Below are 16518 nucleotides of genomic sequence, written 5' to 3'. Positions count from 1 at the left end.
ATATAGGTGATAATATTACAGTGTCTCCGGAAAGAATAATGATAGGAATCAAATGGCTTTCCTTATTTCTTATTCCATTTTTTTAATAATTTGATGCGTACCTTCGTATAAACCTTTGTAGTAATCGCCTTTTTTTAATTCCGGAATTATATAAGCAGACACAACATCTTTTATTTCCTGATCGCTTATTTTAGTTTGCCTTTTATCGGTTCCCTGAACTCTAATTTGTCTTAATTGTTTACTAATGACGATTAAAACAGTTGTATCAATATTTAATTTAGACATCAAATATTTATCTAATTCTAATGAATAATCGCCCAAATCAGTATATGGAGCTATAGAAGATGTTGTTACGATCAGTACTTTGTTTTTGTTTTTTGTATCGTTTGATTTTAAAAAATCGTTTAAAGTTTTGACTTGATCTGCAGTAAGAATTTTTTCAAAGTCATTTACATAAGTATATGATTTTGCAAAAATACTTTTGGTTTCAACTTTTGTTTGTGCAAATAGATTGTGTGATAAAAAAAGAGAAATTGCTAAAAGGAGCACTAATTTTTTCATGTAGATTTGTTTTTTGGCGTTGCAAAATTAGTGCTTTATTATTAAAAATCAGGTTCTATATTGTTTCTATAATTAATTTTTATTTCTATAGAATGATAAAAAAATCCGACTTGTTTTCACAAATCGGATTTTGGTTTTTATCAAAAATTAAGAAATGCAGTTTTTAATTACTTCACTTTTTCTAAATCATTCAATTTCCAACTTTGATCGTACAAGTTTGGTTTTGGGCCATAAAAACGTGCCAGTATTTCGAACTTGCCTTTAGGATCTGTTGGAACCCAATTAGATTCGCCACTTTCAGGTGGAGTTGGACCAAAATAAAGATCTACAGAACCATCGCTGTTTGTTTTAAGTCCGGGTGTTTGTGAGGAACGTCCAGCCCATTTTGCATTGCGAATAAATGTGTGGGTTTCGCGATTGTAAACGGTCATGGACCAATATTGTTTTACGGGAACATTGGCAGGAACATTTACTTTATAAGTACTATTTCCGTCTAGCGGATTGCCTTCTTTGTCAACTATTTGCATTAAGTAAAATTGAGATTCTCCAATATGTTTGGCACTGAAAAAACCTATAGTGTACAAAAGCCCTCTATTATCTGTAGGATAAGAATCTGGAACTTGATAATCGCCTTGTATATTTGCGCCAAATTCTGGAGCTACAGGAAAAATCCAATGTGTATCTTTGAAAAATGGAGTTGTTGCTTCTAAATTATCATTTAAATAGGCGTGAGCAGTTTTGGCTGCGGCAGAAAGTATTTCTTTTGTACGGGCATCAGGATTAAAAGGTTTTCCTCTTTGTATTCCAATGGTTTTTAATGGATCAATCATGGCTTTATCTCTTTCTAACCAAGGCTCTTCCTGAATTATTTTATTTAATGTTTCATAATAACTGAAATCAAAAGCTATGTTAGATTCATATATCTTTTCACTGGCATCTACAAAAACCGTAGCAGGATTTTTTGAAGCTTCACTAAAAGGATAAACCTTAATGCGTTTAGCATAGTCAACAGCTGCGGCAACATCAGCTGCACTTCCGCTTTTTAATACGGATCGCAACAATGCATAACCTCGATAAGTATTTGATTGTAGTATTATGTAGCCAGAAGGTATTTTAGTTTTGTCAAAACCAGGCGGAAGAAAAAGGTATTTTCCTCCTTTTCCTTTATCTATGCCACCCGGACCAACATCCTGAATAGAATTTTGCCAATAAGTCATTACGCTTCCGTTGAAAACTCCATTGTCAGCAGGCGGAATTTCAAGAACTACTGGTCCAACTTTTTCTGTGTTGAAGAAAGGCATTAGATAAATAACATCAGGATTTGGTGTTAAGGTTTGATTTTTCCAATCTAATAGTTTTGGCCAGATAACAACTTGATTATATTCACCGTTTATTTTAGTCAAAGCATCGTACATTAACAGATAATTTACAGCAGGCATTCCCCAAATAGCGGTTTCAACACCACGCTGATAAAGAATTTCTTCTTTGATGTTAGCGGGTTTAAATGCAGTAGTTGCAGTATCTGCATTGTTTGTTTTTTCGGTATTTTCTGTAGTGGTGGTTTTATTGCAGGCTGTAAGTAACAACACAGACAAAAAAGAAAGAAGAATTTTTTTCATAATAGCAATTTATAGTGATTACAAAATTTAGGATTTCATCTTTTTTCAGCCTTTAAATAAATTGACTGAGTGTGACAGAACTTCTATTCAGATTGGAATAAAGTTTCTTTGATTGTTTTTTTGTGCTGATATAAAAGTTATTCAGGCGAAGATAAATCTGATTGAAGATCAGGCTTGTAAGACAGTTAAATGTACGAAAAAAGATTAAATTTCAAAATTTTTGTATGTATCTGATTGTATTACAGAATTTTGTTTTATCTCTTGCAGAGTTGTATTCTTTAGAAGTTTTTTCAGAATAGAATTATATGAAGTAAAAAAAAATCCGACTTGCTTTTACAAATCGGATTTTAGATAATGTTATTTTAAAAGCGAAATCAAATGTTCCCATTTTAGTTGTTCTGCGAAATCTAGTGCAGTTTTATCGCTGTAAGTTTTTGCGTTTTTATCGGCACCTGATTCTAGTAGAACTTCGACAATAGAACTATTTCCGGCAATTGCTTCTCTATGTAAAAAAGTATATCCTGATTCGTCTTGCGCTGTAAGTTCATTCGGATTTGTTTTTATGAACTCAACAAGACTTTCTTTCATGTTTTTACTCATAGGATGTTCGACGATATTTTCTGGTTTCTCTTTCTGCTCATATACAACGAGAATATCGTTAAAGTCACCAAAATTTAAACCCCATGCTTCGTCATGTTCTTCTCTTTCGGTTTCGCTCATTTCTGATCGCATAGCGTGTATTGTAAAACCTCCGTATGTTTTATCATCTGTAGCAAATAACCAGTCGCTAATTTGGTTTACCGGAATTTCGACATAATCACCATTAGCAACATTTGTTAATTCGTTTGGATCGTTTACTAAGATGCCTTTTATTTTTTCGCCATCAAAATTAATCTCATTAATCCACATATGCTCAACTGCGGTATTATTATTTATTTCTTGTGTAAAGGCTAGTTTTACACAAGCTACATTGAGTGCCGGAACTATTCGGCGATATTCCCATGATAATTCTCTCCAAAAATATTTAAAAGTTTCCTGTGCTTTTTTAAATGCCTCAATCATTTTAGGGCTTTCTCCGTCTGCAAAAAATATTGGTGTATTTTCCATTACATGTATTTTATGATATTTTTTTTATTAGGTAAATATAATTTTTTTACTACAAAACAGCCAATGATAATTGTCGATTTTAAGAATGTTTTATGTATTTATGTATCAACAGAAAAAACTGTGGAAAAATATAAAATATTTTGTATTGATTAATTATTTTAACCGCAAAGGGCGCAAAGGTTTTTTATTCGTAAGGTTTTATATAAACTCAAAGTTCGCAAAGCTATATTGATAAAGCTTTGCGAACTTTGCGTTTAATGAGCGTAATCTATAACAAAAAAAGCTTTGCGCCCTTTGCGGTTAAATTCATCCTTAATTTTTATAGCTCCACAAGTTTTCGTATTGATTCGTGCTTATGCCTGCTTTTTTAATAGCACAAAAAAATCCGACTTGCTTTCACAAATCGGATTTTAAATTGAAAATAATATGTAACTCGTATTAATGCAAATGCATCAATACAATATTTTTTACAAGTGAATTACTTCGCCGTAAGCATCAGCTACAGCTTCCATAACAGCCTCGCTCATTGTTGGGTGAGGGTGAATAGATTTAAGGATTTCATGACCTGTAGTTTCAAGTTTACGAGCTACAACTGCTTCAGCAATCATATCAGTAACACCAGCACCAATCATGTGGCATCCTAACCATTCTCCGTATTTTGCATCGAAAATTACTTTTACGAATCCGTCTGGAGTTCCGGCAGCTTTTGCTTTTCCTGAAGCTGAGAATGGGAATTTACCAATTTTTAATTCGTATCCTTTTTCTTTAGCTTGTTTTTCAGTTAAACCTACAGAAGCGATTTCTGGAGTTGCGTAAGTACAACCAGGAACGTTTCCGTAATCGATTGGATCTACGTGTAAACCAGCAATTTTCTCCACACAGTTAATTCCTTCAGCAGAAGCTACGTGAGCCAAAGCTTGACCCGGAGTAACGTCTCCAATTGCATAATATCCAGGAATATTAGTTGCGTTGTAAGCGTTTACTAAGATTTTATCTCTGTCAACAGCGATTCCAACTTCTTCTAAACCTATGTTTTCAATGTTAGTTTTGATTCCAACCGCCGAAAGAACGATGTCAGCTTCAAGAACTTCTTCACCTTTTGCAGTTTTAACAAATGCTTTTACTCCCGCACCAGTTGTGTCAATACGCTCAACAGATGAGTTAGTCATAACTTTGATTCCGGCTTTTTTCAAAGAACGCTCAAATTGTTTTGAGATATCTTCGTCTTCTACAGGAACAACGTTTGGCATAAATTCTACAATAGTAACATCAGTTCCCATTGAGTTGTAGAAATGTGCAAATTCAACTCCAATAGCTCCAGAACCTACAATAATCATAGATTTTGGTTGTGTTGGTAAAGTCATTGCTTGTCTGTAACCAATTACTTTTACACCATCTTGTGGCAAGTTTGGTAACTCACGAGAGCGAGCTCCAGTTGCGATGATAATGTGATCAGCGCTATATTCAGTAACTTTATTGTCTTTATCAGTAACGTCAAGTTTTTTACCTGGTTTTAGTTTTCCAAAACCTTCAATAACGTCAATTTTGTTTTTTTTCATTAAGAACTGAACTCCTTTGCTCATTCCTTCAGCAACACCACGGCTACGTTGTACAACTGCTGGGAAATCTTTGTCAAATTCAGAAACTTTCAATCCGTAGTCAGAAGCATGTTTTAAGTAATCAAAAACCTGAGCTGATTTTAGTAATGCTTTTGTTGGGATACATCCCCAGTTTAAACATACACCACCAAGGTTTTCTTTTTCAACTACAGCTACTTTAAAGCCTAATTGTGAAGCTCTAATAGCTGTTACATATCCGCCAGGACCACTTCCTAAAACAATAACGTCGTATTTCATTTTTTTGGTTTTTAGTATTTAATACCGAAAATGAGGTTTATAATTCCGAAACTCTTTTCCGATTTTCTTTTTGTTATTTGTGATTGCGAATTTAAGGAATTATTTTAAAAAACACTTGAAATTTTATTTTTACCCACACTGATTTTGATCTTTTCACAGAGATTGTGCGAATTGTGAATTGTTAATTATCAATTATTAATTTAAAATTATGTTTTTTACTCTAAATCTGCAAAATAAAACTTTCATTAACAAAGCAAAGTCGAAGACCTTTCTCATTGGAAAACTCTTCGACTTCGCTCACAGTGAAATAAATTAATAATTCACAATTAATAATTAGACCTTAACGTGTCCCCAGTTTTCTCCGCTGGCAATACGTCTTATTTGCATTTCGCTTACGCCAAATTGTTTTGCGATCATTTTTAGACGTGTTTTTTGTTCCGGACGAGCCAGGATTTTTTTGATCAACATCACTTTTGTGGTTGTCAATTTTCGTCCATCAGCTTTTAAGTTGTGTTCGATAAGGTTCTTTTTCGCCTGAATCACACGCGGACTTTTGCGGCTGTGTTCCATCATTTCGGCTTTTGTCGCCCAGCGTAAGTTTTTTTCATCATCGTTACTTCGGTTGTAATCCAGATGCAATACATAAGTTTGTTCTTCTGATTTTTTCGGAAGGAAATATTGGGCAACTAATTTGTATAAAAAGAGATATTTATTGACAATCTTGTCGTCTTTTTTTACCTTAAATCTAAAAGTTGGATATCCATCACTTAGTCCGCCTTTTAAGAGACGGCCGTTTTCAATTTCATCAGTAAAGCTTATTAATCGGCCTCTGTTTGAAATGGCATAACGTAGTTGTAATGAAGCATTTATTTCTATTTCTTTGAACTGTTCGTTTGGATAAAATCTGTTTTGTGGCATTTTCTTTTACATTTGATTTCTGTATCTCAAAGATAAAGAATCCAATAAAAAAGACTGCTATAGTGCTGGTTGCGAAGCACCACATTTATGATTCTTATAACGCTAATTTAACTTTTTTAAGAACTTTTTTAGCATTTCAAATCTCAGTTAGCGACTGAAAATTGCGAATCGTATAGATTTTTGTAATATCCGTCGATTTTATTAAGCAATTCGTGGTGCGTTCCTTGTTCTACAATCAAACCTTTATCCATAACCACAATTTTGTCTGCATTTACAATCGTAGCCAATCTGTGTGCAATAATAATAGAAGTTCTTCCTTTAGTGATTGTTTCGGTTGCACGCTGAATTAATTCTTCAGAATAAGTATCAATCGAAGACGTAGCTTCATCCAAAATCAAAATGCTCGGATTACTCACATATGAACGTAAAAAGGCGATCAATTGTCGTTGTCCTGACGAAAGCATTACACCACGCTCTTTTACATCAAAATCATAATTATCCGGAAGACTCATTATAAAATCGTGTACACCAATTTTTTTGGCAGCATTCAAAACATGTTCACGCGTAATTTCAGGATTGTGCAAAGTGATATTGTTGTAAATTGTATCGGCAAACAAAAAAACATCTTGCAAAACCACAGCAATTTGTTTTCGTAAAGAAGCCAAAGTATAATTTTCAATATTGTGACCGTCGATAAAAATAGTACCGCTATTAATTTCGTAGAAACGATTCAGTAAATTGATAATAGTTGATTTTCCGGCTCCAGTCGAACCGACAATGGCAATAGTTTGCCCTGAAGCTACAGATAAATCGATACCTTTTATAACTTCTTCTTCTGGAATATAACTAAAACGTACGTCCTTAAATTCGATGCTTCCATTAAAAACTGGAGCTTCAAGCGTTCCTGTATCCTGAATATGATCCTGAGTATCGATAATATCAAAAACACGATTGGCAGCAATCATTCCTAATTGCATCTCGTTGAATTTATCCGCAATCTGACGCAACGGATTAAACAACATTCCAATAAACATGGTATAAGAGAATAAATCTCCGAAAGTCGTAAAATGATCTCCGTTCAGGATTTTAAATCCACCGTAAACGACAACTAATCCCAAAGTAATAGACGAAATAATATCGGCAATTGGGAAAAATATCGAGTTATAAAGAATCGTTTTTATCCAGGCAACTCTGTGTTTATCATTGATAACTCTAAAATTTTCGGCTTCAATTTTTTCACGATTAAAAAGCTGAACAATCTTCATTCCCGTAACGCGCTCTTGTACAAACGAGTTCATGTTGGCAATTTGCGTACGAACTTCCTCAAAAGCAACTTGCATTTTGCGCTGAAAAATTCGGGTAATGTAAACCAAAATTGGCATTGCAACAACCACAATCCATGTCAGTTTCCAATTCATATAAAACATAAAAATCAAAACAACCAACATTTTCATCAAGTCACTTATAATCATAAACAAACCTTGGCTGAAAATACGAGCAATTGATTCAATGTCCGAAACTGATCTGGTAACCAATTGTCCCACTGGAACCAAATCAAAATATTTCATTCTAAAACTCAAAATATGTTTGAAAAGTTTGGTTCGAATATCTTTAACAATGTCCTGTCCAAGCCAGTTTGCCCAAAACACAAAATAGAACTGAGAGAAAACTTCGCATAAAAGTACAACGCCCATTAATGTAATATACATCAACAAACCATGCTTGTCATGCGTCTTGATATAGCCGTCAACCGTTTGTTTTAATAAATAAGGACGAAGTGCCGCAAAAATCGAAAGTGAAACGGCAAAAATGATAACGCCATAATAGCGCCATTTATAAGGTTTTGTATATTTTAAAATTCGTTTGAATAATCCGGTATCAAATGCTTTTGCTTTCATTTTTATTTTTTCAATGCTTTAAGTTATAAGCTTTAGACAATATTCTTAACACTTTGCGGTGAAAGCTTATTGCTTAAAGCTTAAGGCCTACAGCTATAAGTAATCGTAATAAATTTCGGTTAAATATAATCCGTGTGCCGGAACCGAGAATCCGGCTTTTTCCCTGCTTTTACTTGCAATAATGCTTTCCAGATCATCCAGAGAAATTTTATGTAAACCAATATTTACCAAAGTTCCCACAATGGCGCGAACCATATTTCGTAAAAAACGATTCGCCGAAATCGTAAAAACTAGTTTGTTGTTTTCTTGTTTCCAATAAGCTTCAAAAATCGTGCAATCAAAAGTATTTACATCCGTATTTACTTTCGAAAAACATTGAAAATCGGTATGATTCAGTAAGATTTTTGCGGCTTCATTCATCAAAGCTACGTCTAATTTTTGGTTAAAATACCAACTCAATTCCTCCGAAAATGGATTTTTAACAGTATTGATATGATATTCATATGTTCTTTTAGTAGCGTCAAATCTGCAATGCGCATCATCATGAACCAATATAATGTCAAAAATGGCAATATCTTTTGGTAAATACGAATTCAGTTTATGTACTAAAGTCGGAACATCAATAGGGTTTTCAAAATCAAAATGCCCGTACATTTCCTGTGCGTGAACACCAGTATCCGTTCTTCCGGCGCCCATTATATTAATAGGAGCATTTAATAAAACCGAAAAAGCTTTGTTTAAAGTTTCCTGAACAGAAGAAGCGTTGGGCTGAAATTGCCAGCCATGATAATGTGTTCCGTTATAAGCAAATTGAATAAAATATCTCAAGGTGAAGGTTCAAAGGTTCTAAGATGCAAAGGTACAAAGGTTTTTTTTAAAAGTTGCTAAGATCTGAGTAGCTAAGGTTCTGAGATTTTTTTTTGCAACGTATATCGTAGAGACGCACAGTAGTGCGTCTAACATAACGGGATAACGGTTTTTATGCATATAATATGTAATCATTTTTACGGAAAACCTCAAAATCTTCGCAGAAAAACTGGTATTTTTCTTTACAACTCAATTTCAAAAATTTCAAAAGAGAAACTTAGTTCCTTAGTATCTCAGAATCTCAGAACCTTGTCAAAAAACTGTTAAAACCAAAAATACCAATCATAGTTTATCCAACAAAAAATCGTGTCAGAAATTGACAATTCACACGATTTAATCAAACCTTTTTTTTAACATTTTTTGGAGAAAATTGGCAAAAGTTAATTTTTAAAATATTTCATTTTAACAGGAAGTATTTCTACTATGTTTGTAGTCTAAATATCAAAATTATGAATGAAATTACTTCTTACTGGTGGATACTTTTAATCCTATTCTCCATTATTTTTTACAAATTTATTTTACGCGTTTTCTTCGGAATGGTAATGGTTCCAGAAGATAAAATTGGTTTAGTGACCAAAAAATTCGTTTTGTTTGGTGCAGACAAGTCACTTCCTGATGGTCGTATTATTGCGACAAAAGGAGAAGCAGGTTATCAGGCAAAAACGCTTGCTCCGGGTTTATACTGGGGAATGTGGATCTGGCAATATTCAATTGATATGACAGGATTTACAGTTATTCCAGAAGGGAAAATTGGACTTGTTTTAAGTAAGGACGGACAAGAAATCCCAACTGGTAGAATTCTGGCTAGAAAAGTAGACAGTGATAACTTTCAGGATGCTACTTTTTTCTTAGACAATGGCGGGCAAAAAGGACGTCAAACTGCATTTATTACAACGGGTTCGTATCGTATTAATACGTTCTTATTCGAAATTGTAATTGCAGATCAAATTAAGATTTACGAGAACATGATTGGGATCGTAACGGCTCTTGATGGAGAACCAATTCCGCAAGGGCAAATTGCCGGAAAATTTGTTGAAGGTCATAATAACTTTCAGGATTTTGATAAGTTCCTGGATACTGGCGGAAATCGTGGTTTGCAGCCTCAGGTAATGTTGGCTGGATCATATTACATTAATACGTGGGGAATACAAATCGAGCAAAACCCAATGACTGATGTGCCAATTGGTTATGTAGGTGTTGTAATTTCGTATATTGGAGAAGACGGACAAGATGTTACCGGAGATACTTTTAAACACGGAAATATTGTTTCGAAAGGACAACGTGGTGTTTGGATGGAACCACTTGGACCGGGAAAATATGCATTGAATAAATATACGACTAAATTGGAAGCAGTTCCAACAACTAACTTGGTTTTGAACTGGGCAAATGCGAGAAGTGAATCACATGATTTAGATAAAAACCTTTCGACAATTACAGTTCGTTCAAAAGATGGTTTCCCGTTTAACCTGGACGTAGCTCAGATTATCCACGTCCCTGCTGCAGAAGCTCCAAAAGTAATTGCACGTTTTGGAAGTATGAACAACTTGGTTTCTCAGGTTTTAGAGCCTACAATTGGTAACTATTTCAGAAACTCGGCGCAAGATAGCGATGTAATTTCGTTCTTAAGTACAAGAAAAGAACGTCAGGAATCGGCTAAAAATCATATCAAATTAGTACTTGACGAATACAACGTAAATGCTGTTGATACTTTGATTGGAGATATCGTTCCGCCAGATTCATTGATGAAAACGTTAACGGACAGAAAACTAGCTGAAGAAGAGCAAAAAACGTATCAAACTCAAAGGATGGCGCAAGAACAACGTCAGGGAATGGAGAAAGAAACGGCGATTGCGGATATGCAAAAAGAGATCGTTCGTGCTTCGCAAAGTGTTGAGATCGCACAACGTACTGCAGATGCAACAGTTAAAAAAGCAGAAGGAGATGCAACCAGTTTAAAACTGAATGTAAACGCTGAAGCTGAAGCTACAAAAATGCGTGCAAATGCAGAAGCCGAAGCTACCAAAGCAAGAGCAGGAGCACAGGCAGAAGCTACGAAACTAAACGCAAGCGCAGAAGCAGAAAGAATCTCTAAAACAGGTTTGGCTGAAGCCGAAAAAATCATGGCAATTGGTAAATCTACTGCAGAATCTTACCAACTTCAAGTTAGTGCAATGGGTGGCGATAATTTCACCAGATATAAAGTAACAGAAGAAATTGGAAAAGGAAACATCAAAGTGATTCCAGATGTTTTAATTTCCGGAAACGGTGGTTCTGATGGATCAATTAGTGGTCTGTTAGGTTTGAAATTAATGGAAATGATGGATACTAAAGATTCAAAAGATGTTAAGAATCCTAAGAAACAATAATTGTTAATAGGTGTAAAACGTTAGATGTCAAATGTGAAGATGTGAAAAAAACGCATCTAACATTAAATATGAAAATCCGATTTGCGTAAGCGAATCGGATTTTTTTATTAAAAGCTTAGCAACTTAGCACCTCAGAACCTTAGCATCTTTAAAAAAAACCTTTGTACCTTTGCACCTCTGAACCTTTGTCCCTTCAAAAAAAGAATGAAAAAAATCCTCTTACTTTCCGATACTCATAGTCATATTGACGATACTATTTTAAAATATGTTAATCAGGCCGATGAGGTTTGGCATGCTGGAGATATTGGTGATTTGAATGTTACGGATACAATAAAAAAGCTTAAACCTTTGCGATGTGTTTACGGAAATATAGATGACGCGCAAGCAAGATTGGAATTTCCATTGCACAACAGGTTTTTCTGCGAAAATGTTTCAGTTTGGATTACACATATTGGAGGTTATCCGGGGAAATATAATCCTGCAATAAGAGAAGAAATGGCATTGAATCCACCTAAATTATTTATTTGCGGACATTCACATATTCTGAAAGTGATTTTTGATAAGAAAAACAATTTACTGCACATGAATCCTGGTGCGGCTGGAAAAAGTGGTTTTCATCAAGTTCGCACAATGCTTAGGTTTGTAATTGACGATGATAAAATTAAGGATCTCGAAATTATTGAAATAGGGAAGAAGTAAAGTTTTATTGATGCGTTACAAATGTAGTTTTGAGGGCGCATTTTGTTGTAAATAAAAGTACAAGGAAAGCTTTAAAAACGATTGTATAAAGATATTGAATAAAGATTTTAGAATCTAATTAAGCATTAATCAAATTGTTTTTAAGAGCATATTTTACAAGACCAATTGTGTTTTTGGTTTGTAGTTTTCTCATAATATTTTTTCGATGAGTTTCAACAGTATTGGTACTGATAAAAAGGTACTCACCAATTTCTTTTCCGCTATATTCAAGTGAAATCAAAGTGATAATTTCTATTTCTCTTCTGCTTAAAGTATGATTTTCAGTATGGATTTTTTTATTTAATTCCGAATTGTTTTGTGTGAAACTGTTGAATATTTTTTCTCTTACAGTATTACAAAAATAGTCCTGACCTTGATGAACGGCTTTAATTGCTTCGATGATATTTTGACCGGCACATTTTTTTGTTAGATAACCGTTAACACCTAGTTTTATGGCGTCTTTTATACTTTTTAGATCGTCATAACTGGATAAAATAATTACTTTGCAAGAAATTCCTTTTTGATTAAGTTCTTTTAAAACTTCAATACCATCTTTTTTTGGCATGCTTATATCCATAACTAAAATACAAGCATTATTTTGTGCAATATCCTCATAAATATTTGAACTATCATTAGAACTGCCTACAACCTCAAAGTTTTCGATTGTACCTAATAAATTAGTCAAACCATCAATAAGTATTTGATGATCGTCAGCAAGATGGATTCTTATTTTGTTCATCATTTGTGTTTGTTGAGATTTGTACAAACTTAAAAGTAATGACGCTGTATAATGGTCTTTATAGGATTAATTTATATCATAATAAGTTATAAAAATAAGGCACAAAAAAACCCGAATATAAAATTCGGGTTCTCTTCGCACAAAAAAATTAAGTTTATAGGTTTACCTCAAACGGTCTACAGATTTTACAAGATCTTCATCCTTCTTGATGGCTTTATTAGCTAAAACTAATAACACGATAGCAACAATAGGTAGAAACATCCCAATACCTTTCTCTGAAACAATAGTTTCTCCAGATAAATTTAGAGATCGATATACAAATAATCCTAATAAAATTAAATTTAATATTATGTTCAGTCTGTTCATCACAAACTGATTTTGTCTTTTCTTATATGAAATAATACTAATGATAGTTAACATTGTACTTAAGCCAACTATTACAGTATAAATTGGATCTTGATTAAAATAAAATACTTTACCTGTATTTAATGTCCAAAGTGGAATAAAAAGCATTAAAACACTTGTTGCGATAAAGGCAAGAAGTAAGTATATAGTCTGAATTCGTTGTATCATGATCTAAAATTGTTTTACAAAAATATATTTTCTTTTTTTAAAATACTATTGTATGATTAAATTTTATTCGTATTATTGCATCATAATACCGTAAGCACTTCATACTGCGGGCAATTGAAAAAAAATATCTACCTATTCTTTTTACAGTATTTCCTTTAAAATAATTAAATTCATAGAACATTCATGTTTGATATTTCTGCATTAAAAGAAATGAAGCTTTCTGAGCTTCAAGAAATAGCTAAGTTAGCTAAAACTATAAAGTTTAATGGCGTTAAAAAAGAGACTTTAATAAGTCAGATTTTAGCACATCAGGAATCGACTGTAGCGCCGCCAGTTAATGCTGTGGCCGAAAAAGTAGAGGATGACAAACCAAAAAGAGCAAGAATAGTTCCTGCAAAGAAAACTCCTATTGCTAAAGATGCTCCAGTTCTTGAATTTGATAAGGTAGAAGAAGCTCCTAAACAAGTAAAAACTCCTGCAATTTCAAAAGCAGCTCCAAAAGCACAACAAGCACCAAAAGCTGTAGAAGTACAAAAAGAAGAAATACAAAAAGAAGAAGTTACACCAGAAGTTCAGGAAGCTTCTGAAAATAAAGAAATACAAAAAAAAGGACCAAAAATTGTAAAGTTTAATAAATCAGCTTACGAGAAAAAGGTCGCTTTGCAAAAAGAAAAAGAAGCTACGAAAGAAGTGGGTTCTGAAGAGGTTGGAGAAACAGCTCCTGAAGCTCAGATTACTACAGAAGAAAAAAAGGAAATCACAGAAAAAACAGAAGTTACTGCTCCTGTAAAAAAGATAAATCCGAACCAGAATAAAAATCAGAATCCGAATCAAAATCCAAATTCAAATCAAAACCCGAATCAGAATCCAAATCAAAACGGGAATGGAAATGGAAATAACGGAAATCAAAACCCAAATCATAAAAATAAAAAGAATAATTTCAGAGATTCAGATTTTGAATTCGACGGAATTATCGAAAGTGAAGGTGTATTAGAAATGATGCCTGACGGATACGGATTCTTACGTTCATCAGATTATAATTATTTAGCTTCTCCGGATGATATTTATTTATCAACTTCACAAATCAGATTATTCGGTCTTAAAACTGGAGATACAGTAAAAGGAGTGGTTCGTCCTCCAAAAGAAGGTGAGAAATTTTTCCCTTTAGTTCGTGTACTTAAAATCAATGGTCACGATCCGCAAGTTGTTCGTGATAGAGTTTCTTTTGAGCACTTGACACCAGTTTTTCCTTCTGAAAAATTTAAATTAGCCGAAAAAGGTAGTTCAGTTTCAACTCGTATTATCGATTTATTTTCTCCAATAGGAAAAGGACAACGTGGTATGATTGTCGCTCAGCCTAAAACAGGTAAAACAATGTTGTTAAAAGACATTGCTAATGCAATTGCTGCAAATCACCCTGAAGTTTACCTTATTGTTCTTTTGATTGATGAGCGTCCTGAAGAGGTTACAGATATGCAACGTAGCGTACGTGGTGAAGTTATCGCTTCTACATTTGACCGTGAACCACAAGAACACGTGAAAATTGCAAATATCGTTCTTGAAAAAGCAAAACGTTTGGTAGAATGTGGTCATGATGTTGTAATCTTATTAGATTCAATTACACGTTTAGCAAGAGCTTACAATACCGTTCAGCCTGCATCAGGAAAAGTATTAAGTGGAGGTGTTGATGCAAATGCATTACAAAAACCAAAACGTTTCTTTGGAGCAGCAAGAAATGTAGAAAATGGTGGTTCATTAAGTATCATCGCAACTGCATTGACAGAAACTGGTTCTAAAATGGATGAAGTTATCTTTGAAGAATTTAAAGGTACCGGTAATATGGAATTACAATTGGATCGTAAAATTGCCAACAAACGTATTTTCCCTGCAATCGATCTTACTTCATCAAGTACACGTCGTGATGATTTATTATTAGACGAGAAAACTTTACAAAGAATGTGGATTATGCGTAAATATCTATCAGATATGAATCCTGTAGAATCTATGGATTTTGTAAATGATCGTTTCAAGAAAACAAGAAACAACGAAGAGTTTTTGATTTCTATGAATGACTAGAGGAAGGTTCTAAGTTACAAAGGTGCTGAGGTTCTAAGGTTTTTCTTTTGGAATCTATAAATATAAAAAAGGGATGAGTTTTTAAAACTCATCCCTTTTTTGTTTTTCTCAGGTTGTAGACTTTAGTCTATAAAGAAAACCTTAGAGCCTTAGTTACTCAGAACCTCAGTACCTTAAAAAAAACTATTTTTTATCAACTACCGGTCTGTTTTCTCTATTTGCTAAATCCCAGGCAACAACAAATGCCAGTTGTGTTCTTTTAGTTAAAGCGTCGTATTCAATTTTTTGAGGTTCGTCGCCTTTTCCGTGGTAATCTTCGTGAACTCCGTTAAAGAAGAAAACAGCTGGAATACCGTGTTTTGCAAAGTTGTAGTGATCAGAACGCTCGTAAAAATGATTTGGATCTTTAGGATCATTAAATTTAAAATCTAAATCTATTTTAGTGTATTTGTCGTTTTGAGCTACAACAGCATTATGTAAATCTGATGATAATCTGTCAGCACCAATAACGTAAACATAGTTGTTTGTTTTTGCATGTTCTACATCGCGACGACCAATCATATCGATATTGATATCCGTGATTGTATTTGCGATAGGAAACAAAGGATTTTCAGAGTAATAACGAGAACCGTGTAATCCGTGCTCTTCGCCAGTTACGTGAAGGAATAAAATAGAACGTTTTGGACCATGACCTTGTTTTTTTGCTTTTGCAAAAGCCTTAGCAATTTCCATAACCGCAACAGTTCCGGAACCATCATCATCGGCACCATTATAAACTTCGCCATTTTTTATTCCTACGTGATCGTAATGCGCTGAAATAACCAATACTTCATTCGGTTTTTCAGAACCTTCAATATACGCCCAGATATTCTCAGAATCCGGTAGGTTTTCGTTACGTTTTGCATTTAAGAAAGCTGCGGGAATATGTTGGTAATAATCTGTTGCTCCTTTTGGAAACGAAACTCCATTTTTTTTGTATTGTTCGATCATATACAAACCTGCTTTTTTCTGGCCTTTAGATCCAGTTTCGCGACCTTCCATTTCGTCAGAAGCGACAACATAAAGCATTTTTTTTAGATCTTTTTCTGTAATGACTTTTATATATTTAGTCGGATCTGAGTTATCTTTAGCAACACCGTCTTTTGTAGTCGAACAAGAAAACGCAGATGCAATTAATAACAGGAGTAAGGTTTTTTTCAT

The 16518-nt window shown here is 33.9% G+C and carries 13 protein-coding genes; 3 read left to right on the top strand and 10 right to left on the bottom strand.

Features of this window, described 5'->3' with window-relative positions:
- Positions 1-69 precede the first annotated feature (69 nt).
- From WN975_RS11495 to truA, 7 genes are all read right to left on the bottom strand, one after another.
- A complete protein-coding gene (locus tag WN975_RS11495) occupies positions 70-561 on the bottom strand; it encodes a TPM domain-containing protein (protein WP_337966657.1) in 492 nt (163 codons plus the stop codon).
- Between the two features lie 167 nt (positions 562-728).
- The gene (locus WN975_RS11490) at positions 729-2180 is read right to left on the bottom strand and encodes a DUF1254 domain-containing protein (protein WP_337966656.1); all 1452 of its coding nucleotides are present in this window, start codon (positions 2178-2180) and stop codon (positions 729-731) included.
- A gap of 357 nt (positions 2181-2537) precedes the next feature.
- Entirely contained in the window at positions 2538-3287 is a 750-nt protein-coding gene (locus WN975_RS11485) for a DUF2314 domain-containing protein (RefSeq protein WP_337966655.1), read from the bottom strand.
- 467 nt (positions 3288-3754) lie between these two features.
- Positions 3755-5143 carry a dihydrolipoyl dehydrogenase gene (gene lpdA / locus WN975_RS11480; protein ID WP_017496030.1) on the bottom strand — a complete coding sequence of 463 codons (1389 nt, stop codon included), beginning with the start codon at positions 5141-5143 and terminating at the stop codon, positions 3755-3757.
- 333 nt (positions 5144-5476) lie between these two features.
- Positions 5477-6061, bottom strand: coding sequence for an NUMOD4 domain-containing protein (locus WN975_RS11475; protein ID WP_099708802.1), 585 nt, complete (start codon positions 6059-6061; stop codon positions 5477-5479).
- A 143-nt stretch (positions 6062-6204) separates the two neighbouring features.
- Positions 6205-7959, bottom strand: coding sequence for an ABC transporter ATP-binding protein (locus WN975_RS11470; protein ID WP_337966654.1), 1755 nt, complete (start codon positions 7957-7959; stop codon positions 6205-6207).
- A 93-nt stretch (positions 7960-8052) separates the two neighbouring features.
- Positions 8053-8787: a tRNA pseudouridine(38-40) synthase TruA gene (gene truA / locus WN975_RS11465; RefSeq protein ID WP_337966653.1), complete on the bottom strand. Its 735-nt coding sequence runs from the start codon at positions 8785-8787 to the stop codon at positions 8053-8055.
- Positions 8788-9275: 488 nt separating this feature from the next.
- On the opposite strand from truA, the gene WN975_RS11460 reads away from it, so the two are divergent.
- Both WN975_RS11460 and WN975_RS11455 read left to right on the top strand, forming a co-directional pair.
- Positions 9276-11192 (top strand): SPFH domain-containing protein, encoded by a 1917-nt coding sequence (locus WN975_RS11460; RefSeq protein WP_337966652.1) that lies wholly within the window; start codon positions 9276-9278, stop codon positions 11190-11192.
- A 204-nt stretch (positions 11193-11396) separates the two neighbouring features.
- Positions 11397-11891 (top strand): metallophosphoesterase family protein, encoded by a 495-nt coding sequence (locus WN975_RS11455; RefSeq protein WP_337966651.1) that lies wholly within the window; start codon positions 11397-11399, stop codon positions 11889-11891.
- 118 nt (positions 11892-12009) lie between these two features.
- Here WN975_RS11455 and WN975_RS11450 read toward each other — a convergent pair whose 3' ends face one another.
- Positions 12010-12672, bottom strand: coding sequence for a response regulator transcription factor (locus WN975_RS11450; protein ID WP_337966650.1), 663 nt, complete (start codon positions 12670-12672; stop codon positions 12010-12012).
- 159 nt (positions 12673-12831) lie between these two features.
- Entirely contained in the window at positions 12832-13242 is a 411-nt protein-coding gene (locus WN975_RS11445) for a DUF4293 domain-containing protein (protein WP_337966649.1), read from the bottom strand.
- A 183-nt stretch (positions 13243-13425) separates the two neighbouring features.
- On the opposite strand from WN975_RS11445, the gene rho reads away from it, so the two are divergent.
- Complete coding sequence (rho, locus tag WN975_RS11440) at positions 13426-15318, top strand: transcription termination factor Rho (RefSeq protein WP_337966648.1); 1893 nt, start codon at positions 13426-13428, stop codon at positions 15316-15318.
- A 183-nt stretch (positions 15319-15501) separates the two neighbouring features.
- On the opposite strand, the gene WN975_RS11435 is transcribed toward rho, so the two are convergent.
- Positions 15502-16518 (bottom strand): M28 family peptidase, encoded by a 1017-nt coding sequence (locus WN975_RS11435; protein ID WP_337966647.1) that lies wholly within the window; start codon positions 16516-16518, stop codon positions 15502-15504.

This window comes from uncultured Flavobacterium sp., from assembly GCF_951805225.1.
In the GTDB taxonomy this organism is placed as follows: Bacteria; Bacteroidota; Bacteroidia; order Flavobacteriales; family Flavobacteriaceae; genus Flavobacterium.
The sequence above is the reverse complement of the archived record's forward strand: the minus strand, read 5'-3'. Positions and strand labels throughout refer to the sequence as shown.

Coding starts and splice junctions, on each gene's coding strand:
- WN975_RS11495 (WP_337966657.1), bottom strand. CDS start 561: ATGAAAAAATTAGTGCTCCTTTTAGCAATTTCTCTTTTTTTATCACAC.
- WN975_RS11490 (WP_337966656.1), bottom strand. CDS start 2,180: ATGAAAAAAATTCTTCTTTCTTTTTTGTCTGTGTTGTTACTTACAGCC.
- WN975_RS11485 (WP_337966655.1), bottom strand. CDS start 3,287: ATGGAAAATACACCAATATTTTTTGCAGACGGAGAAAGCCCTAAAATG.
- lpdA (WP_017496030.1), bottom strand. CDS start 5,143: ATGAAATACGACGTTATTGTTTTAGGAAGTGGTCCTGGCGGATATGTA.
- WN975_RS11475 (WP_099708802.1), bottom strand. CDS start 6,061: ATGCCACAAAACAGATTTTATCCAAACGAACAGTTCAAAGAAATAGAA.
- WN975_RS11470 (WP_337966654.1), bottom strand. CDS start 7,959: ATGAAAGCAAAAGCATTTGATACCGGATTATTCAAACGAATTTTAAAA.
- WN975_RS11460 (WP_337966652.1), top strand. CDS start 9,276: ATGAATGAAATTACTTCTTACTGGTGGATACTTTTAATCCTATTCTCC.
- WN975_RS11455 (WP_337966651.1), top strand. CDS start 11,397: ATGAAAAAAATCCTCTTACTTTCCGATACTCATAGTCATATTGACGAT.
- WN975_RS11450 (WP_337966650.1), bottom strand. CDS start 12,672: ATGATGAACAAAATAAGAATCCATCTTGCTGACGATCATCAAATACTT.
- WN975_RS11445 (WP_337966649.1), bottom strand. CDS start 13,242: ATGATACAACGAATTCAGACTATATACTTACTTCTTGCCTTTATCGCA.
- rho (WP_337966648.1), top strand. CDS start 13,426: ATGTTTGATATTTCTGCATTAAAAGAAATGAAGCTTTCTGAGCTTCAA.
- WN975_RS11435 (WP_337966647.1), bottom strand. CDS start 16,518: ATGAAAAAAACCTTACTCCTGTTATTAATTGCATCTGCGTTTTCTTGT.